General features: G+C 70.9%; 16 protein-coding genes. 4 read left to right on the top strand and 12 right to left on the bottom strand.

Annotated elements, in window-relative coordinates:
• The first annotated feature begins 270 nt into the window (after positions 1–270).
• On the top strand, positions 271–855 hold the full coding sequence (locus tag ACZ60E_RS41515; protein ID WP_384801706.1) for a TetR/AcrR family transcriptional regulator: 585 nt from the start codon (positions 271–273) through the stop codon (positions 853–855).
• A gap of 6 nt (positions 856–861) precedes the next feature.
• On the opposite strand, the gene ACZ60E_RS41510 is transcribed toward ACZ60E_RS41515, so the two are convergent.
• Together ACZ60E_RS41510 and ACZ60E_RS41505 are read right to left on the bottom strand one after the other, a co-directional pair.
• On the bottom strand, positions 862–1,554 hold the full coding sequence (locus ACZ60E_RS41510) for a M23 family metallopeptidase (protein WP_469447382.1): 693 nt from the start codon (positions 1,552–1,554) through the stop codon (positions 862–864).
• Between the two features lie 433 nt (positions 1,555–1,987).
• Positions 1,988–3,553, bottom strand: coding sequence for a carboxylesterase/lipase family protein (locus tag ACZ60E_RS41505; RefSeq protein ID WP_469447380.1), 1,566 nt, complete (start codon positions 3,551–3,553; stop codon positions 1,988–1,990).
• Positions 3,554–3,726: 173 nt separating this feature from the next.
• Between ACZ60E_RS41505 and ACZ60E_RS41500 the strand changes: the two genes are divergently transcribed.
• Both ACZ60E_RS41500 and ACZ60E_RS41495 read left to right on the top strand, forming a co-directional pair.
• The gene (locus tag ACZ60E_RS41500; RefSeq protein ID WP_469447378.1) at positions 3,727–6,837 is read left to right on the top strand and encodes an NACHT domain-containing protein; all 3,111 of its coding nucleotides are present in this window, start codon (positions 3,727–3,729) and stop codon (positions 6,835–6,837) included.
• A gap of 144 nt (positions 6,838–6,981) precedes the next feature.
• On the top strand, positions 6,982–7,614 hold the full coding sequence (locus ACZ60E_RS41495; RefSeq protein WP_453792512.1) for an HAD family acid phosphatase: 633 nt from the start codon (positions 6,982–6,984) through the stop codon (positions 7,612–7,614).
• Between the two features lie 106 nt (positions 7,615–7,720).
• On the opposite strand, the gene ACZ60E_RS41490 is transcribed toward ACZ60E_RS41495, so the two are convergent.
• Positions 7,721–10,249, bottom strand: a complete 2,529-nt coding sequence (locus tag ACZ60E_RS41490; RefSeq protein WP_107022352.1) for an ATP-dependent Clp protease ATP-binding subunit — start codon at positions 10,247–10,249, stop codon at positions 7,721–7,723.
• A 429-nt stretch (positions 10,250–10,678) separates the two neighbouring features.
• Between ACZ60E_RS41490 and ACZ60E_RS41485 the strand changes: the two genes are divergently transcribed.
• Entirely contained in the window at positions 10,679–11,356 is a 678-nt protein-coding gene (locus tag ACZ60E_RS41485) for an SCO3374 family protein (RefSeq protein ID WP_469447375.1), read from the top strand.
• Here the strand turns inward: ACZ60E_RS41485 and ACZ60E_RS41480 are convergent.
• The 9 genes from ACZ60E_RS41480 to panC form a co-directional block, all read right to left on the bottom strand.
• Positions 11,335–11,670: a histone-like nucleoid-structuring protein Lsr2 gene (locus ACZ60E_RS41480; RefSeq protein ID WP_030573823.1), complete on the bottom strand. Its 336-nt coding sequence runs from the start codon at positions 11,668–11,670 to the stop codon at positions 11,335–11,337. The genes ACZ60E_RS41485 and ACZ60E_RS41480 overlap by 22 nt on opposite strands.
• 250 nt (positions 11,671–11,920) lie before the next feature.
• A complete protein-coding gene (locus tag ACZ60E_RS41475; protein WP_189773262.1) occupies positions 11,921–12,460 on the bottom strand; it encodes an amino-acid N-acetyltransferase in 540 nt (179 codons plus the stop codon).
• Between the two features lie 10 nt (positions 12,461–12,470).
• Positions 12,471–12,923 (bottom strand): BlaI/MecI/CopY family transcriptional regulator, encoded by a 453-nt coding sequence (locus tag ACZ60E_RS41470; protein ID WP_469447408.1) that lies wholly within the window; start codon positions 12,921–12,923, stop codon positions 12,471–12,473.
• 181 nt (positions 12,924–13,104) lie between these two features.
• On the bottom strand, positions 13,105–13,284 hold the full coding sequence (locus tag ACZ60E_RS41465; protein ID WP_384801689.1) for a hypothetical protein: 180 nt from the start codon (positions 13,282–13,284) through the stop codon (positions 13,105–13,107).
• A gap of 68 nt (positions 13,285–13,352) precedes the next feature.
• Positions 13,353–13,949, bottom strand: coding sequence for a hypothetical protein (locus tag ACZ60E_RS41460; protein WP_469447407.1), 597 nt, complete (start codon positions 13,947–13,949; stop codon positions 13,353–13,355).
• A 619-nt stretch (positions 13,950–14,568) separates the two neighbouring features.
• Entirely contained in the window at positions 14,569–15,366 is a 798-nt protein-coding gene (locus ACZ60E_RS41455) for a type III pantothenate kinase (protein WP_107022346.1), read from the bottom strand.
• A gap of 2 nt (positions 15,367–15,368) precedes the next feature.
• Complete coding sequence (gene nadC / locus ACZ60E_RS41450) at positions 15,369–16,376, bottom strand: carboxylating nicotinate-nucleotide diphosphorylase (RefSeq protein WP_384801686.1); 1,008 nt, start codon at positions 16,374–16,376, stop codon at positions 15,369–15,371.
• Positions 16,377–16,381: 5 nt separating this feature from the next.
• Positions 16,382–18,199 (bottom strand): L-aspartate oxidase, encoded by a 1,818-nt coding sequence (locus tag ACZ60E_RS41445; protein WP_469447372.1) that lies wholly within the window; start codon positions 18,197–18,199, stop codon positions 16,382–16,384.
• Positions 18,196–19,188, bottom strand: coding sequence for a pantoate--beta-alanine ligase (gene panC / locus ACZ60E_RS41440; protein ID WP_469447370.1), 993 nt, complete (start codon positions 19,186–19,188; stop codon positions 18,196–18,198). Before panC ends, ACZ60E_RS41445 begins: the two co-directional genes overlap by 4 nt.
• Positions 19,189–19,259: the final 71 nt, after the last annotated feature.

Raw genomic sequence — 19,259 nt, 5'->3', positions numbered from 1 at the left:
CCTCTCCGACCCGTTCGGAGCCGGAGCGGAAGCCGGAGCCGACCCCGGCACCGCGTCCGCCGGCTCCGCCTCATCCGCTGCTCCGGCCGCTCCGACCGTCCTAGTGTCCGCCACTCTGCCCACTCCCCTGGGTACTGCACTTCATTGCCACTTACTTGCCGACCGGCAAGTTGACTACAATGGGGAAAGTAGACCCGTAACTAGCCGGGCGTCAAGTAAGTTTTTCTTTACCCACGCTGCGGCGTGCGACCAGGACGAGGGGCGGCCACGATGGGCGGCAGCAGGCAGCGGCGGCGCGGAGACACCCGCCAGCGCATCCAGGACGTGGCTGTCGAACTGTTCGCCGAGCAGGGCTACGAGAAGACGTCCCTGCGCGAGATCGCCGAACGGCTGGACGTCACCAAGGCCGCGCTCTACTACCACTTCAAGACCAAGGAAGACATCCTCATCAGCCTCTTCGAGGACCTGACGAGGCCGATGGACGAGATGATCGAGTGGGGCAAGAGCCAGCCCCGCTCCCTGGACACCAAGCAGGAACTCCTGCGCCGGTACAGCCAGGCCCTGACCGACGCGGCCCCCCTCTTCCGCTTCATGCAGGAGAACCAGGCGACGGTCCGCGAGCTGAGCATCGGCGAGTCGTTCAAGGACCGCATGGTCAAGATGCTGGACATCATCAGGGAGCCCGAGGCGCCGCTGACGGACCAGGTCCGCTGCGTGAGCGCGCTGTTCACCATGCACGCCGGGATGTTCGCCCTCAAGGACATGGAAGGCGACCCCGAGGACAAGCGGAAAGCCGTCCTGGAGGTCGCCATCGAACTGGTCACGCGGGCACACTCGGGCCCGCACGACTCCTGAGGTCCGTCAGAGGCTGAGCCCCTTGGAGCGCAGGAAGGCGACCGGGTCGACCGCCGAGCCGTAGTTGGCCGTCGTACGGATCTCGAAGTGCAGGTGCGGCCCGCTGGAGTTGCCGGTGTTGCCGGACAGCGCGATCCGCTGGCCGGTCTTCACGACCTGGCCGGGCTTCACGTCCACACGGGACAGGTGCGCGTACTGCGAGTACGTGCCGTTGCCGTGCTTGATCACGACGGCGTTGCCGTACGCGGGCCCGTCGCCGGCGCCGTTGCCGCCGGTCTTCACGACGGTGCCGCCGTGGGCGGCGACGACCTGGGTGCCGGAGGAGACGGCGAAGTCCTGGCCGGAGTGGGTGGACGACCACAGGTTGCCGGCCTGGGCGAAGCTCGCGGAAAGCTTGTACTTCTTGACGGGGTCGACCCAGGAGGAGGCCGTCTTCGCGGCAGCAGGCTTGGCCGCGGCCTTCTTGGCCTGCGCCTTCTCGGCGGCGGCCTTGCTCTTGGTCTGGGCGGCCTTCGCCTGGGCGGCGGCCTGCTCCTGCACGGAGGCGGCGGCCGCGCTCGACAGGGAGACCGCGCTCGGCTTGGCGTCCGCGACCCCTGCTCCGACGGCGGTCGACACTCCCAGGCCGAGGGCCAGGACGGCCGCCCGGGTACGGAGCTGGGACGTGCCGGGTATGCGGGACGTGATGCGCTGCGACATGGGGACTACCTCCGGGGGGACGGGCAACGACACACCCGGCGCGCTGTCGGTGCGCCGGGCGGGGGTCATCCCTTGGTAACCCGTACTCCCGCGATCCCCCAAAAACCCCTTCTACGACCTCAAGTCGTACTTGACCAGGAAACTTCCGACTCCTTGACAGAAGCACCGCCGAATACGAAAACCTCCCGGTTTTCTGTCGGAAGTCTGATTTACGCCCACTTCAGACCGGCCCTCGCGGCCCCGGCCCCACCCCGCCGCCCGCACCGCCCACCCGTAAGGACCTCGGACCCACCCCCAGGGTCAAAGGTCCTTTTTGTCCACCTCGCACCCGCGACTACCGCCCCTAGTAGGGCGCGAAACGCCTGTGCGTCATGTCACCGGGCGGCCCCGCCCGGCGGCCCCCGGATGTGACGGCGACTACAGCCCCTCCCCCTCAGACCCCCGGTTCGAGCAGCGGCAACGCCCCGAAGGCGTGCTCCCTCCACAGCTCCCGGGAGACCTCCTCCGGGTACGCCGCCACGGTCGGCCGCGTGTCGAAGAGCCGTACCGGCCGCCGATCGACGTCGTACGCCGGCCACCCGGGCCCCTCCCCCGCCGCGAAGCCCGTCCACGCGGCCCGGAACAGCGCCGACAGCTCCTCCGCCGCGTCGGGCGGCGCCTCCCCGAACAGCACCGCGGGCAGCCCGCCGCGCAGGTTCCCGAAGACCAGCGGCACATCGAGCCCGTGGCAGGCCCCGAGCAGCCCGCCCATGCCCGGCGCCTCCCAGACCAGCTCGTAGACGTGGGCACGGCCGCCGCCCGCGAGCTGGGCCTCGGCCAGATGCAGTGTCGGCATCCGGAACAGCCAGTCGGAGTGGACCAGCTCGTACAGCCCCGCCGCGTCGAGCCCCGGAAAGGCCTTCCGGTACACCTCCTCGCCACCCGAGCCACCGGAGCCGCCCTCGCCACCCGAGCCGCCCGTTCCGGGCGAGAACGTCCGCAGTGCCGCCGTCGCCCGGTCCTCCGCCAGCCCCTCGCCGAGCGTTCCGTCGAGTGCCATGAAGAGCCGGTACTCGTCCCGCGTATGCCCGGCCACCAGCTCGACGTCACGCGCGGCTCCGGCCGCGAGCGCCTCCCAGGGCGCGCGGGGCAGCACCTCTCCGTCCACCACGGGCGCCAGCGGGATCGCCGTGTGCGCCAGCACTCCCCACCGGTGCGTGTACCGCTCCATCCGCGCCCCGACCGCGTCCGCGGCCGCGGGCAGCAGCCCGGGAGCGACCGTGGCCAGGTCGTCCACGGTCGGCCGCAGCCCCAGCTCCGCCGCGAACTCCCCGGCGATGTCCTCGGCGAGCGGGGCCGAGAGGAACGGGCCGGGCACGCTCTGTGTGACGGCCCGCCGGAAGAGCCCGGCCGCACGCGGCATCGAGAGCAGCGCGGCGAGCGACCCCGCGCCCGCCGACTCGCCGAAGACCGTGACACGGTCCGGGTCGCCGCCGAAGGCACGGATGTTGTCCCGCACCCATGCGAGCGCGGCGACCTGGTCGAGCAGCCCGCGGTTGGCGGGCGCGCCCTCGATCTGGGCGAACCCCTCGATACCGAGGCGGTAGTTGAGCGTCACCAGCACGACGCCCTCCGCCGCCAGCCGCCCGCCGTCGTACTCGGGCAGGCCCGACATCCCGATGACGTACGCGCCCCCGAGCAGCCACACCATCACCGGCAGTCCGGCGCCGGGGCCGGGATCGGGCGTCCACACGTTCAGGGTCAGCCAGTCGCCGTCGTCGGTGTCCGGGGGCGCGAGCGCGTCCATGCCGAACGCCGCGGACTGCGGGGGCGGTGTCCCGAACGCGGTCGCCTCCCGTACGCCGTCCCAGCCCCGCGGCGGCCGAGGCGCCCCGAACCGCAGTGCGCCGACGGGCGGTTCGGCGAACGGGATCCCCCGGAACACGGCCGTACCCGCCCTCCCGGCCTCGCCCCTCAACACCCCGGCCTGCGTGCGGACTTCGGGTCGGTCGACATCCATGGCGGTTCCCTCCTCGAACGGTTCGGGACACCGCGCATCCTCCCGCCCCGCCCCCTGGAACGGCCACCGCTTTTGTCACGCCAAGATCAGCGGTCCCGAGCCCCACGGACAGGGCCCGCCCGGCGGTTACGCTGACAGCCGCCAACCACCCACCATGCCCTCGGGGGAGCGCCATGGAACCGGCAACCGTAGGCGTGCGGCTGGCGTCCAGCGTGGCCACACCGCTCATCAGGAAACTCTTCGTGACGGAGGGGCCGGGCGCGGGCCTGGTCGACAAGCCCGTACGCATCTCGTCCCGCGTCTCCTTCAGGGGCGAGCAGCGCACGCTGAGCGAGCGGGACGTGGCGCGGCTCGCGGCCGAACTGGTCTCGCAGGCGCTCAAGGACGCTGTGGAACGGCCCGTCCCCGCCGACGAGGAACAGCCCGTGGTCCATGCTCTCGCCGACACCCTGCACGCCCTCGGCGACCTCACCATGACGGACGTACAGGCCGTGGCGCTGGGCCACGCGGGTCTCGCCCTGCATCTGCGCCACACCGCGGGGAGCCCCGACCGGGACCTCGGCTTCGACGCCACGCTGTTCTACGAGCGGCTGCTCGACACGGCCTGTCTGCACGTCCTGCACTTCTTCACCCAGCGCTCGACGTTCGTGGCGAGGACACTCGTCGAGCAGACGCGCAGGCAGGCCGAACTGATCGCGAAGGTGGACGAGCTGATCGCCCGTACGCCGCTGCCCGGCGGGGGCGACGCGGCGTTCGAGCGGCGCTTCCTCGCGTACACGGCGACGAAGCACAGCCAGCTCACCATCTACGGCATCGACCTGGTGAACTCGCCCGACCGCTGGCCGCTGGACGCCGCCTATCTCACCCTCCAGGCCCTGCGCCCGGCCCCCGGCGACGAGGCCGGCGCGCCCGGTCTCCCGCTGTCCGCCGAAGAGGTGCTGGCCGAGCAGGACCTGGTGCTGCTGCGGGGCGTGGCCGGGTCGGGCAAGACGACGCTGGTGCAGTGGCTCGCCGTGACGGCCGCACGGGGCGAGCGCGGCGACCGGGTCCCCTTCGTCCTGCCGCTGCGCACGCTCGTCCGCCGCCCCGACGGGCTGCCCGCACCCGCCGACTTCCTCGCCGCCGCCCGCGTGCCCTTCCACGGCGCGGCGCCGGACGGCTGGCCCGACCGGGTGCTGGCGGCGGGCCGCGGGCTGCTGCTCGTCGACGGCATCGACGAGATCCCGGAACCCGACCGTGAGCGCACCCGCCGCTGGCTGCGCGACCTGCTCGACGCCTATCCCGGCAACCAGTGGCTGGTCACCTCCCGCCCCTCGGCCGTACGCGAGAACTGGCTCGCCGCGGACGGCTTCACGGAACTCGCGCTCTCCCCGATGAGCCGCGCCGACGTCACGGCGTTCGTCGAGCGCTGGCACACCGCGGCCCGCGCCGACGCCCCGGACTCCGACCGCGACACCGAACGCCTCGCCGCGTACGAGACCTCGCTCCTCGACGCCGTCCGCACCAAACCCGACCTCGGCCGGCTCGCCACCAACCCCCTGATGTGCGCCCTGATCTGCGCCCTGCACCGGGACCGGCGCGGCTATCTGCCGCACGGACGACAGGAGTTGTACGACGCCGCCCTCTCGATGCTCCTCGCGCGCCGTGACCAGGAGCGGGACATGCTCCCGCACGACACCGTCCGGCTCACCGAACTGCCCCAGATCCAGCTCCTCCAGCGCCTGGCCTACTGGCTGATCCGCAACGGCCGGCTGGAGATGGACCGCGAACGGGCCGAGCGTCTCATCGCGGACGCCCTGCCCGCCCTGCCCGCCGTCGCGAGCCAGGGGGACGCCCCCACGATCTACCGCCACCTGCTCCTGCGCAGCGGACTGCTCCGCGAACCCTCGCTGGACACCGTCGAGTTCGTCCACCGCACCTTCCAGGACTACCTCGGCGCGAAGGCCGCGGTGGAGGACGGCGACTTCGGGCTCCTCGTCCGCAACGCCGCCGACCACCAGTGGTCGGACGTGATCCGCATGGCCGTCGCCCACGCCCGGCCCCGCGAACGCGCCGACTTCCTGACCCAGTTGCTGGCCGCCGCCGGACAGGCCGGGCCCGCCGGGGGCACCCGCATCCGGCTGCTCGCCCTGGCCGGCCTGGAGCACGCCACGGAACTGGACCCGAAGGTCCGGGCCGCCGTGGAGGGGCAGGCGGCCACACTCATCCCGCCGCGTACGGCGGAGGAGGCCCGCGAGCTGGCCGCGGTGGGCCCGCTCGTGCTGGAACTCCTGCCCGGCCCCAAGGGGCTGTCCGAGGCGGAGGCCAGGGCGGTCGTCGTCACCGCGTCCCTCATCGGCACCGACGCGGCCGTCCCGGTCCTGGCCCGCTTCCGCACCCACCCGTCCCTGTCGGTCCGCTCCCAACTGACATGGACGTGGCACCGCTTCGACGCGGAGCGGTACGCGGCGGACGTCATCGCACACCTGCCGGAGGAGGACCTGTACTTCACGGCGCACTCGGCGGGGCATCTGCGGGCTCTTCGTTCCTTCGGAGGGCGTCCGCGTGTCCAGGTCATCGGCGACATCGAGGCGGCGGAGCTGACGGCCTGCCTCGGGGCGGACACCACACGGCTGCTCGTGATCCGGGACAACAGCCGGCTCCCCGGCCTCACCGCCCTCGCCCCGCTGCGCCGGCTGCTGCGCCTGGACATCAGCCGCAGCGTCCACGTCGACGACCTCACCCCGCTCGCCGGTCTGCCGCTGGAACAACTGTCGCTGGATCACATGCCGGGCCTGGAAAAGCCGGAAGCGCTGGCACCGCTTTCGGCCTCGGCCACTCTGCGCGAACTCGACACGGGCGTACCGCTCCAGGGCGAATCGCTCGATGTCGCACTCCCCCGGCTTCCGCTGACCTCATTGCGATTCACCAAGAACGCCCTCCATTTCACCGGACTGCGCGGCCTGCGGCGTATGCGCTCGTTGAAGGCGCTGGCTTTCGGGACCCTCGTCGAACCTCTCACTCCCGAGGACCACGAAGAGGTCGCGCAGCTGCCCGGACTTGAGGAATTGAGCATCAAGTGGGCCACCCTTCCATGGGGTGAAAGTCCTGTTCTGCCCGGCATCAAGCGGCTCCATCTCCGGAAATTCACCGGATTCGAAGACCTTTCGGCAGTTCCGGCTCTGTTTCCCGGTCTGACCTCTGTCGCATTCGTCCTCACCCCGGAAGCGACGGCAGTGCCCGAACACACCCTTCGGCTCTTCCCGGGCATCCACACCGTCACCAAGACGTACACCGTCCTGTAGACCCCGGGCCTATCCCAACCCCAGCTCGGCGCCCTACAGTTACCGCCCAGTAATCTCGTGGCCCCCCTCCGGCCCCACACGCCCGTGAGCATGCACCACGAGCCATGTCCCGCAGCGCTCCCATGCGAGAGGAACCCCCCACCCATGACCGGAAGCAGCCTGCAGCGTCTGATCGGCGTGACCGTCGCCGCCACGGCCGTCACCGCGGCCCTGATGAGCCCGGCCGCCGCCGCCACCCCGGCCGCGACGGCCACCACCGCGGTGACCGCCTCGGCCGCCGCCGACGTCGACCACGCCACCTGGCAGAACGACTGCCGGGCCGTCATGGCCGAGGCGCTGCCGTATCTGAAGGAACGTATCGCCGGTGCGGCGGCGGGCGAGAAGCAGGCCATCGTCTTCGACATCGACAACACCACGCTGGAGACCGACTTCGGCTTCAGCTATCCCTCGCCGGCCAACGCGCCCGTCCTCGACGTGGCCAGGTACGCGCAGGACCACGGCGTCGCCCTGTTCTTCGTCACGGCCCGCCCGGACATCATCAAGTCGGTGACGGACTACAACCTCAAGCACGTCGGCTACCAGGTCTCCGGCCTGTACGTACGCAGCTTCATCGACCTCTTCAAGGACGTGGCCGCCTACAAGACCGCGCAGCGCAAGGCGGTCGAGGCCAAGGGCTACACGATCATCGCGAACATCGGCAACAGCGCCACCGACCTGTCGGGCGGGCACGCCGAGAAGACGTACAAGCTGCCGGACTACGACGGCCAGCTGTCCTGACGGACGGGACACGGCGCGGCCGGGGCCCGGGGCGTCCCGGACACGCCGATGGGGCCGGTGCTCGAAAGCACCGGCCCCATCGGGCGTTCTCAGACGGACCCGGGGGTCACGCCTCCTTGCTCAGGTTGGGGCCTGCCCCACCGGCCGCCTGCTCGATCGGCGGAACGTCCGGCAACGCGGACTTCTCCTCGCCGCGGAAGGTGAAGGTCTGGTTCTCACCCTCGCCCTCGGTGTCCACGACCACGATGTGACCGGGGCGCAGCTCGCCGAAGAGGATCTTCTCCGACAGGGTGTCCTCGACCTCGCGCTGGATCGTGCGACGCAGCGGACGCGCGCCCAGCACCGGGTCGTAACCCTTCTTGGACAGCAGCTCCTTGGCGGACTGGGAGAGCTCGATGCCCATGTCCCGGTCCTTGAGGCGCTCGTCGACCTTGCCGATCATCAGGTCGACGATCGTGAGGATGTCGTCCTGGGTGAGCTGCGGGAAGACGACCACGTCGTCGACGCGGTTGAGGAACTCGGGCCGGAAGTGCTGCTTGAGCTCGTCCGAGACCTTGTTCTTCATGCGCTCGTAGTTGGTCTTCTTGTCGCCCGAGGCCGCGAAGCCCAGGTTGAAGCCCTTGGAGATGTCCCGGGTGCCGAGGTTGGTCGTCATGATGATGACCGTGTTCTTGAAGTCCACGACCCGGCCCTGGGAGTCGGTCAGCCGACCGTCCTCCAGGATCTGCAGCAGCGAGTTGAAGATGTCCGGGTGGGCCTTCTCGACCTCGTCGAAGAGGACCACGGAGAACGGCTTGCGGCGGACCTTCTCGGTCAGCTGCCCGCCCTCCTCGTAGCCCACGTAACCGGGAGGCGAACCGAAGAGACGCGAGACCGTGTGCTTCTCGCTGAACTCCGACATGTCGAGGGAGATCAGCGCGTCCTCGTCACCGAAGAGGAACTCCGCGAGTGCCTTGGACAGCTCGGTCTTACCGACACCGGACGGGCCGGCGAAGATGAACGAGCCACCGGGGCGCTTGGGGTCCTTCAGACCGGCGCGCGTACGGCGGATCGCCTTCGACAGCGCCTTGACGGCGTCGACCTGGCCGATGACCCGCTTGTGGAGCTCGTCCTCCATGCGCAGCAGACGCGAGGACTCCTCCTCGGTCAGCTTGAAGACCGGGATGCCGGTGGCGGTCGCGAGGACCTCGGCGATCAGCTCGCCGTCGACCTCCGCGACGACGTCCATGTCGCCGGCCTTCCACTCCTTCTCGCGCTTGGCCTTGGCGGCCAGGAGCTGCTTCTCCTTGTCGCGCAGCGAGGCGGCCTTCTCGAAGTCCTGCGAGTCGATCGCGGACTCCTTGTCGCGGCGGACGCCGGCGATCTTCTCGTCGAACTCGCGGAGGTCCGGCGGCGCGGTCATCCGGCGGATGCGCATCCGGGAACCGGCCTCGTCGATCAGGTCGATCGCCTTGTCCGGCAGGAAGCGGTCCGAGATGTACCGGTCGGCGAGCGTCGCCGCCTGCACCAGGGCCTCGTCCGTGATGGACACGCGGTGGTGCGCCTCGTAGCGGTCCCGCAGGCCCTTGAGGATCTCGATGGTGTGCGGCAGCGACGGCTCCGCGACCTGGATGGGCTGGAAGCGGCGCTCGAGCGCGGCGTCCTTCTCCAGGTGCTTGCGGTACTCGTCGAGCGTCGTGGCACCGATGGTCTGCAGCTCACCACGGGCCAGCATCGGCTTCAGGATGCTCGCGGCGTCGATGGCGCCCTCGGCGGCACCCGCACCGACCAGCGTGTGCAGCTCGTCGATGAACAGGATGATGTCGCCGCGGGTGCGGATCTCCTTGAGGACCTTCTTCAGGCGCTCCTCGAAGTCACCGCGGTAGCGGGAGCCGGCGACCAGCGCGCCGAGGTCCAGGGTGTAGAGGTGCTTGTCCTTGAGGGTCTCGGGCACCTCGCCCTTGACGATGGCCTGCGCGAGGCCTTCGACGACGGCGGTCTTGCCGACGCCGGGCTCGCCGATGAGCACCGGGTTGTTCTTCGTACGGCGGGACAGCACCTGCATGACCCGCTCGATCTCCTTCTCGCGCCCGATGACCGGGTCGAGCTTGGACTCACGAGCGGCCTGGGTGAGGTTCCGGCCGAACTGGTCGAGGACCAGGGACGTCGAGGGCGTGCCCTCGGCAGGACCGCCACTGGCGCCGGCGGTCTCCTTGCCCTGGTAACCGGAGAGCAGCTGGATGACCTGCTGCCGCACCCGGTTGAGGTCGGCACCCAGCTTGACCAGGACCTGGGCGGCGACGCCCTCGCCCTCACGGATCAGGCCGAGCAGGATGTGCTCCGTGCCGATGTAGTTGTGACCCAGCTGAAGGGCCTCGCGGAGCGAGAGCTCCAGGACCTTCTTGGCACGAGGGGTGAAGGGAATGTGACCGGACGGAGCCTGCTGGCCCTGCCCGATGATCTCCTCCACCTGCTGACGGACCGCCTCAAGTGAAATCCCGAGGCTCTCCAGGGCCTTAGCGGCGACACCCTCACCCTCGTGGATCAGGCCCAGGAGGATGTGCTCGGTGCCGATGTAGTTGTGGTTGAGCATCCGGGCTTCTTCCTGAGCCAGGACGACAACCCGCCGCGCGCGGTCGGTGAACCTCTCGAACATCGTTAATCGCTCCTCAGAGCGGTCAGGCAGTAAGGGGACGCTCCCCTCCCTGTCCTTCCGCAGCTTAGTCCCGCAAGCGGGGACCGCTCATTCCAACTGCCGACACCGTCCTTGGCCTCCTGACCCCGAACGCCGACATCTGCTCCAACCCGATGGTGCGAGACGATGTTCCCGCAGGCCAGACAGATACCCCCACCATCAGTACGCCGATGGCGAACGCGAGATGCCCGATCCATGCGTGTCGCCCCTCCCACTAGGGATGTCTTACCCGTACGCACCGACACTCCATGCCGAGTGCACCGGTTCCCTCCGCTACGGGCGAACACCCTTGCGTCGCCGACCGCCTCCGAGCGCCCGCTTTCCGGGCACCCTTCGCACATGCCGGACCACCCAGCGTAACCCGGGCGCTCCCGTGGCGGTTGGCCTTGCATGGTCTCCACGGTCCCCTTTCCCCGTCGTCCGCCCGACGCGGTCCGTCCGGACGACACGGTCCGGCACTGGTACGAGAACGAACTGGGGTGGGCGACGGTGCCCGGCACCCCGCTCGACCTGCTGACGGGGCTGCGCTTCGACGTCCTGGAAGCGCCGGCGGAGGCGGGGTACGCGGCGCTGCGGCATCTGGCGCCGGACTCTCCGGTGGCCGTACGGGCGGACCGGATGCGGCTGTTCGTCGCCGCGGGGAGCGCGGAGGAACTGCCGGGACTCCTGGACTGGCTGGAGTGGGGCTCTCTCGCGCTGGACCTCGGTGCGACCGGCTCGGGCGGGCGCGTGGAGGCGCCTCTGCCGCCGGGCCCGGCCCGCGGCGCGCACGGCGTCCCCGGCGAGGCCGGTGCCGGTGCTGGTACCAGTGCTGGTGCTGCTGCTCGTGGGGCGGCCGGGCCAGGCGGGGCGGATCAGGGCCGGGCCGCCGGCTCGCAGGGGGCCGCCGTGTGGCTGCGGCCCCCTGAGCCTGGCTGCGAGGTGGAGTCGTCGCTGCCGACGCTGTCGGCGCTTGGCGGGGGCGGTGGGGGCGCCCCCGATCTCGTACGACTCGTGGAGACGATGGCCTCGGAGTGCCATCGCATCCGGCTGCGCCGTGGCTGTGCTCAGCCGTTGGCCTTCTCGTAGGCCTCGCGAATGGACGCCGGAACGCGGCCACGGTCATTGACCTCGTAACCGTTCTCCTTCGCCCAGGCACGGATCTGCGCGGTGTCCTGGCTGCCGCCCGAAGCGGCGCGCGCCTTTCCACGGCCACCCGAAGCACGGCCTCCGGTACGACGGCCGCCCTTGACGTACGGCTCAAGAAGTCCACGGAGCTTGTCCGCATTGGCAGTCGTGAGATCGATCTCGTACGTCTTGCCGTCCAACGCGAACGTCACGGTCTCGTCCGCCTCGCCGCCGTCGAGGTCATCGACAAGAAGGACCTGAACCTTCTGTGCCACCGGATTTCCTTTCATCGATATCTTCAGGGCCGAGGATCCACGGCAGCCGCCGCAGTTTCGTGTCCCCTGTTATATGCACTACTGCAGTACGTCGGAAAGCAAACCGCTTTTGATGGAAAAACACAAACCCCTGGGAGAGACCGACGAGACCCGCGAAGACCGGAAACATGCGCGTTTCGGACATAGAGGCACCGGGCAAGGGCCGACGGGCCGGGAGCGGAGGTATGTCCGGAGTATTACGCGGAGGCGATCACAGATGCAGAAGCATCCGGCTGTTGCCCAAGGTGTTCGGTTTCACTCGTTCGAGCCCCAGGAACTCGGCCACGCCCTCGTCATAGGAACGCAACAGCTCGGCGTAGACATCGGTGTCAACAGGCGTCTCACCGATCTCGACGAAGCCGTGCTTCGCGAAGAAGTCGACTTCGAAGGTCAGGCAGAATACGCGGCGAACACCGAGCCAGCGGGCGGTCTCCAGCAACTTCCCCAGCAACTGATGACCCACGCCGGCGCCCTTCATCACGGGGTTCACCGCGAGAGTGCGCACTTCCGCGAGGTCTTCCCACATGACGTGGAGAGCGCCGCAGCCCACGACCTCCGAACTCGGACCGGTACCGCGTTCCGCGACCCAGAACTCCTGGATGTCCTCGTAAAGCGTGACCGTCGCTTTGTCGAGCAGGATGCGCCCGCGGACGTACGAGTCGAGGAGGCCGCGAACCGCCGGGACATCGCTGGTCCTGGCCCGGCGGACAGTGAGGGCATTAGTGCTGACTTCGGGCTGCTCTGCTGGCATGAACCGGACGCTATCCCCCGGTCGCGCCCTCTGCGGCGGCGGGGTTCTCGGTGACCGGGTTCTCGGCGGCCGGGTTCTGCGCCACGGTGTTCTCCGCCGCCGTGTTCTCCGTGGCCGTGTTCTCCGCGGCGGGCGTTTCCGGCCCTTGGACGATACGCACGGCATCGCGCAGTGCTTCGCGCTGTTGTGGGGACATCATGCCGAAGAAGGCGACGAGAGCGGCGGCCGGGTTGTCGCTCTGCGTCCAGGCGTCGTTCATGAGTGCGGCAGAGTAGGCGGCACGGGTGGAGACCGCCTCATATCGATAGGCCCGGCCTTCCGCCTCACGGCGCACCCAGCCCTTCTGATGGAGATTGTCCAAAACGGTCATCACCGTGGTGTAGGCGATGGACCGCTCCTGCTGAAGGTCTTCCAGGACTTCTCGTACGGTCACCGGGCGGTTCCACTTCCACACCCGCGTCATGACCGAGTCTTCGAGTTCTCCCAATGGGCGAGGCACAGCCAGAACAATAGGGGGAGATGTCACCGATCACGTGGTGGACGTGGCGTCGACCGACAAACAGCAACAAAAAGGGCGTACGACTCGAAAAACATATGAGTCGTACGCCGTGCCGTGAGCGGTGTGTGTGTGCCGGGAGCCGCGCTCAGACCTCGGTGTCGCGGTGGGTCTGACGGGCGTGCTCCGCGCGGGCGAGGACCGCGTCGACGACCGCGTCCTCCTTGGCCTTGTTGGCACCGCCCTGGGTCTTCACGATCGTCACGATCAGACCGGTGAAGAACACGGCCATCACTACCGGGGGCACGAGCGCGGAGACGTATTCCATGCCGTCCAGAGTAGCCAGAGTCCCGGGCCGGGCGGGGCTCGGGGTCACGGACCCGCCCCGGACGTGCCCTAGACGGCGGCGAGCTGCCGCGGAGGGGTGTCGGGGCCCGGAGGCGGAGTCGACGGTTTGCGCCTCGGGGGGAAGACCTCGCCCGGGGTCGGGATGGGGCGGTCCCGGCGCGGCGGTTCCTGGGCGGGCCGCTCGGCGGGCTTCCCGCCGGGGATCGCCGTCAGCCGCGTACGGGTGCCGGTGCTGATGCCGGTGCCCGTGCCCGTGCGTGAGGCCGGTACCGAGCGGCGGGCCAGACGGGTGCGCACGTCCTGCTCCACGAGCGCCTCGCAGCGGTCGAGGAGGGCTGCCGCCACGGGGTTGCCGCGCAGGGCGCGCAGGGCGGCCATGTCGTCGGGGACCGGACGGTGGCCGGCGCCGAGGGCCTCCTCCATGAGCGTCAGATAGCCGGCCGCCGTCCCCGGCAGGGCGGCGCGGTAGCGGGCGAGGTCGGCCAGCAGGAAGGTGCGCAGACGGGCACCCTCGCGGGTCGCCTCGTCGACGCTCTCCGCCAGGCGAAGGCAGTCCTGGACGTCCTGGGCCGAGGATGGGCCGGGGTGAAGGGCGAGAGCGAGCGCACGTCGGAGCACACTCAGCTCCTCCGTACCGAACGCCATGCCGCCGCGGGATCCGTGAGGCGTGGGCATGATCACGACGATACGCGCTAATCAGACAAAACCCGCAGATAGCTAACGCTGTGGCGTGGCTCCGCCCCGGGGGCCGCCGGGGGCAGGTGGATGCCTACGGACCGACTGCGCAGTTCCCCGCGCCCCTGGGTGGGTGGGGGCGGAGGTGAGTGGGTGGGTGCGGGTCCGATGCACTTGGCCGCGCCGTTCCCCGCGCCCCTAGGGGGTGCCGCCGGGGGCGGGTGGGTGTCTGCGGGTCCGTTGTGGCTGGTCGCGCAGTTCCTCGCGCCCCTGGGGAGGTGGGGGCGCGGGTGAAGCGGTGGGTGCGGGTCTGTTGTGGTCGGCCCCATGGGACGGACCGCTGACGACGCACGTCCCCCGCCCCCACCACCTAGGGGCGCGGGGAACTGCGCGACCAGCCACAACGGACCCGCAGACACCCCACGGACGGCCACCCCCACCCACCCAGGGGCGCGGGGAACTGCGCGGCCAGCCACAGCGAGCCCGCACCCACCACACGTACGCGGACCCCCACTCACCCCAGGGGCGCGGGGAACGGCGCACGCATCCACCAACGGTCACCTACACACACGCACCCCCAGCGGAGCGTCTACGTGCGGGAGACGTTTCGTTCGTAGACCAGTCGCAGACCGATCAGCGTCAGCCACGGCTCGTGTTCGTCGATCACCGACGCCTCACCGAGCACCATCGGCGCGAGCCCACCCGTCGCGATGACGGTGACATCGTCCGGGTCCTCCGCGAGTTCGCGGGCCATGCGGTGGACGACACCGTCGACCTGCCCGGCGAAGCCGTAGATGATGCCGGACTGCATGGCCTCGACGGTGTTCTTGCCGATGACGGTGCGCGGCCTGGCGATCTCGATCTTGCGGAGCTGCGCGCCCCGGACGCCGAGCGCCTCGACGGAGATCTCGATGCCGGGCGCGATGACACCGCCGGCGTACTCTCCGCGCGCGGACACCGCGTCGAACGTCGTCGCCGTTCCGAAGTCGACGACGATGGCCGGCCCGCCGTACAGCTCGACCGCCGCGACCGCGTTGATGATGCGGTCGGCGCCGACCTCCTTGGGGTTGTCCATCAGGATCGGGACGCCCGTCTTGATGCCCGGTTCGACGAGGACGGCGGGTACGTCGCCGTAGTAGCGGCGGGTCACCTCGCGCAGCTCGTGCAGGACCGAGGGGACGGTCGAGCAGATCGCGATGCCGTCGATGCCGTCGCCCAGTTCGTCGCCGAGGAGCGGGTGCATGCCCATCAGGCCCTGGAGGAGGACGGCCAGTTCGTCCGCGGTACGGCGCGCGTCCGTGGAGATGCGCCAGTGCTCGACGATGTCCTCGCCGTCGAACAGCCCGAGGACGGTGTGCGTGTTGCCGACGTCGATGGTGAGCAGCATGCCTACTCAGCCTCGCTCAAGGGCGCCTCGGGGGCGTCGCGCAGGTCGAGGCCGATGTCCAGGATGGGCGAGGAGTGCGTGAGGGCGCCCACCGCGAGGAAGTCGACGCCCGTACGCGCGTACGCGGCGGCGGTGTCCAGGGTGAGGCGGCCCGAGGCCTCCAGGAGCGCGCGCCCGCCCACGAGGGCCACGGCCTCCTCGCACTCGGTGGGCGTGAAGTTGTCCAGGAGGATGAGGTCGGCGCCCGCGTCCAGGACCTCGCGCAGCTGGTCCACGGTGTCGACCTCGACCTCGATCGGCAGCTCGGGGAAGGTCTCCCGGACGGCCTTGAAGGCCTGGGCGACGCCGCCCGCGGCGACCACGTGGTTGTCCTTGACGAGCGCCGCGTCCGAGAGGGACATGCGGTGGTTGACTCCGCCGCCGCTGCGGACCGCGAACTTCTCCAGGGAGCGCAGCCCGGGCGTCGTCTTGCGGGTGTCCCGTACGCGCGCGCCGGTGCCCTCCAGGACGTCCGCCCACGCGCGCGTGGCCGTCGCGATGCCGGAGAGGCGGCACAGGAGGTTCAGCGCGCTGCGTTCGGCCGTCAGCAGGTCGCGGGTGCGGGTCGTGACGCTCAGGAGCCGCTGGCCGGCCTCGACGCGGTCGCCGTCGTGGACGTGCCGCTCGACCTCGAACTCGTCGGTGCACACGACGGAGACGACCGCCTCGGCGATCCGCAGACCCGCCACGACTCCGGCCTCGCGGGCGATGAAGTCGGCGGTGGAGACGGCCTCCTCGGGGATGGTCGCGACGGTGGTCACGTCCACGCCGTGGTCGAGGTCCTCCTCGATGGCCAGATGCGCGATGTCCTCAACCTCTACGGGGTCGAGCCCGGCGTCGGCGAGGAGCTGCGCGAGGGCGGGGTCGAGCCCGCACTCGGCGTACTCCGCGTCGTCGGCGCTGTACTCGCCGCAGCCGCAGCCGTCGCCGCAGCCACCGCCGTCGAGGAGGGGAAGGTCCGGGGTGCTCACTTCTGTCACTGCTCCTGGGGGCTGGGCGTGGGGGTTCCCCCGGTGCGCGCGAGGTCGCGGGCCCGGGGAAGTGTCGGGGGGAAGTCTGCGGTGTCGGTGGTGCGTACCGCGAGCGTCCTGTCGGGATTGAGCCGTACGACGATGTGGCGGCGCCAGTTGTCGTCGTCCCGTTCGCCCCGGTCCTCGCGCCAGTGGCAGCCGCGGGTCTCCTCGCGGAGGCGGGCGGCGGCCACCAGGACGCGGGCCACGCACAGGAGGTTGGTGGCCTCCCAGGTGTCGACGCCCGGTTCGGCGGTCTTGCCGTTCTCGTCGAGGGCGTCGCGGGCGTCGGCGTGCAGTTGCTGGAGGCGGTCGGCGGCGGTCTCCAGGGAGCCTGCCGAGCGCAGGACGCCGGCGCCGTCGGTCATGATCCGCTGGATCGCGAACCGGGCCTCGGCGGCGAGCAGCGGGTGGTCGGGCCTCTCCGGCCGGGCGCCGGCCGAGGGCACGCGCGCGTGGGGGCGGTCCTCGTCCTGCCGGCCCTCTCCCGGAGGGGTCCCGTCCTGCCGGCCCTCCCCGGGAGGGTTCTCGTCGTGGCCGTCCGCGATGTCCGCCGCGATGCGCTCGGCGTAGACGAGGCCTTCCAGGAGGGAGTTGGAGGCGAGCCGGTTGGCGCCGTGGACGCCGGTGCAGGCGACCTCGCCGCACGCGTACAGGCCGGGCACCGTCGTACGGCCCCGGGAGTCGGTGCGCACGCCTCCGGAGGCGTAGTGCGCGGCCGGGGCGACCGGGATCGGCCCGGTGACGGGGTCGATGCCGTGGGCGCGGCAGGCGGCCAGGATCGTCGGGAAGCGGTGCTCCCACATGTGCGCCCCGAAGTGCCGGGCGTCCAGGTACATGTGCTCGGCGTCCTGCTCCTGCATGCGCCGGGTGATGCCCTTGGCGACGATGTCCCGGGGCGCCAGTTCGGCCAGTTCGTGCTGCCCCAGCATGAAGCGCTCGCCGTGCGCGTCGACGAGGTGGGCGCCCTCGCCGCGGACCGCCTCGGACACGAGCGGCTGCTGGCCCTCCGCGTCCGCGCCCAGGAACAGCACGGTGGGGTGGAACTGCACGAATTCGAGGTCGGAGACCTCGGCGCCCGCCCGCAGGGCCAGCGCCACGCCGTCGCCGGTGGACACCGACGGGTTGGTGGTCGCCGAGAAGACCTGGCCCATGCCGCCGGTCGCGAGGACCACCGCGGGCGCGTGGACGGCTCCCACGCCGTCGTGCTGGCCCTCTCCCATGACGTGCAGGGTCACGCCCGCCGTACGTCCGCCGTCGTCCGTGAGGAGGTCCAGGACGAGCGCGTTCTCGACCGTGCGCAGTCCGCGCGCGCGGACCGCCTCGACGAGGGCCCGGGAGATCTCGGCGCCGGTCGCGTCGCCGCCCGCGTGGGCGATACGGCGGCGGTGGTGGCCGCCCTCGCGGGTCAGTTCCAGATCGCCCGCTTCGGACTCGTCGAAGTGGGCGCCGGTCTCGATCAGCCGGCGTACGGCGTCGGGGCCCTCGGTGACGAGGATGCGCACGGCGTCCTCGTCGCACAGGCCGGCGCCGGCCACCAGGGTGTCGTCGAGGTGCTGCTCGGGGGTGTCGCCCTCTCCCAGGGCCGCGGCTATGCCGCCCTGGGCCCAGCGGGTGGAGCCGTCGTCGAGGCGGGCCTTGGTGACGACGACGGTCCGCAGACCGGCGGCGTCGCAGCGCAGCGCGGTGGTGAGTCCGGCGACTCCGGAGCCGACGACCACGACGTCGGCGGTGAGGGACCAGCCTGGTGCGGGCGCGTGCAGACGTATGCCTGTGCTGGTCACGAGGCGGCTCCGAAGGTCAGAGGAATGTTGTCGATCAGCCGGGTCGCCCCGACCCGGGCGGCGACGGCGAGGACCGCCTCACCGGTGTGGCCGTCCGGGATCTCGGTGAAGTCGGACGGATCGACCAGCGCCAGGTAGTCCAGGGCGAGCGGCGGGCTGAGCCGGGCCGCGTCGTCGAGGACCAGCCGGGCGGCGGCGCGGACCGCGGCGGGGCCTCCCGGGGCCGCCTTGGCGACGGCGTGCGTGTCGGCGGCGGCGCGGGACTCGCCGATGGCGCTGAGGGCCTCGGCACGCGCGTGCGTGGCGGGCACCTCGCGGGCCCTCGCGCACAGGGCCTCCTGGGCGGCATGCCGGTCGCTGCCCGCGAACAGCGCCTGGGAGAGGGCGAGCGCGGTACGGCGCTCACCGGCCGACAGGTAGCGGTTGCGGCTGGACAGGGCGAGACCGTCCGCCTCGCGCACCGTCGGGACGCCGACGATCTCCATGCCGAAGTTCAAGTCGCGCACCATGCGGCGGATCAGGGCGAGCTGCTGGGCGTCCTTCTGCCCGAACAGCGCCACGTCGGGCGCGGTGAGGTGCAGCATCTTGGCGACGACGGTGAGCATGCCGTCGAAGTGCCCGGGCCGTGTCGCGCCCTCCAGGCGCTCCCCCATCGGTCCCGCGCTGATCCGGACCTGGGGTTCGCCGCCCGGGTAGACCTCGTCCACGGAAGGGGCGAACACGACGTCAGCGCCCGCCTGTTCGGCGATCTTGATGTCGGCGTCCAGGGTGCGCGGGTAGCGGTCGAGGTCCTCGCCCGCGCCGAACTGCAGGGGGTTCACGAAGACGGTGACGACGACCTCGCCGTCGCCGCCCGCGAGCTCCCTGGCGGTGCGGATCAGGGTGGCGTGGCCCTCGTGCAGGGCGCCCATCGTCATGGCGACGGCGCGGCGGCCCGTGCGTACGCGCGCGTGGAGCTCGTCGGCGGTGCTCAGCAGGACAGCGGTCATCGGGCTGCTCCGTTCCCGGCGGCCGGCCCCGTGCCTGCCCCGGTGTCCGAGTTCCCGGCGCCCGGGCTTTC

It is taken from the genome of Streptomyces sp. NPDC102514 (assembly GCF_055584525.1).
Note: the sequence above shows the minus strand (reverse complement) of the source record. Positions and strands in the feature narration are given on the sequence as shown.

Coding starts and splice junctions, on each gene's coding strand:
- ACZ60E_RS41515 (WP_384801706.1), top strand. CDS start 271: ATGGGCGGCAGCAGGCAGCGGCGGCGCGGAGACACCCGCCAGCGCATC.
- ACZ60E_RS41510 (WP_469447382.1), bottom strand. CDS start 1,554: ATGTCGCAGCGCATCACGTCCCGCATACCCGGCACGTCCCAGCTCCGT.
- ACZ60E_RS41505 (WP_469447380.1), bottom strand. CDS start 3,553: ATGGATGTCGACCGACCCGAAGTCCGCACGCAGGCCGGGGTGTTGAGG.
- ACZ60E_RS41500 (WP_469447378.1), top strand. CDS start 3,727: ATGGAACCGGCAACCGTAGGCGTGCGGCTGGCGTCCAGCGTGGCCACA.
- ACZ60E_RS41495 (WP_453792512.1), top strand. CDS start 6,982: ATGACCGGAAGCAGCCTGCAGCGTCTGATCGGCGTGACCGTCGCCGCC.
- ACZ60E_RS41490 (WP_107022352.1), bottom strand. CDS start 10,249: ATGTTCGAGAGGTTCACCGACCGCGCGCGGCGGGTTGTCGTCCTGGCT.
- ACZ60E_RS41485 (WP_469447375.1), top strand. CDS start 10,679: ATGGTCTCCACGGTCCCCTTTCCCCGTCGTCCGCCCGACGCGGTCCGT.
- ACZ60E_RS41475 (WP_189773262.1), bottom strand. CDS start 12,460: ATGCCAGCAGAGCAGCCCGAAGTCAGCACTAATGCCCTCACTGTCCGC.
- ACZ60E_RS41470 (WP_469447408.1), bottom strand. CDS start 12,923: ATGACGCGGGTGTGGAAGTGGAACCGCCCGGTGACCGTACGAGAAGTC.
- ACZ60E_RS41465 (WP_384801689.1), bottom strand. CDS start 13,284: ATGGAATACGTCTCCGCGCTCGTGCCCCCGGTAGTGATGGCCGTGTTC.
- ACZ60E_RS41460 (WP_469447407.1), bottom strand. CDS start 13,949: ATGGCGTTCGGTACGGAGGAGCTGAGTGTGCTCCGACGTGCGCTCGCT.
- ACZ60E_RS41455 (WP_107022346.1), bottom strand. CDS start 15,366: ATGCTGCTCACCATCGACGTCGGCAACACGCACACCGTCCTCGGGCTG.
- panC (WP_469447370.1), bottom strand. CDS start 19,188: ATGACCGCTGTCCTGCTGAGCACCGCCGACGAGCTCCACGCGCGCGTA.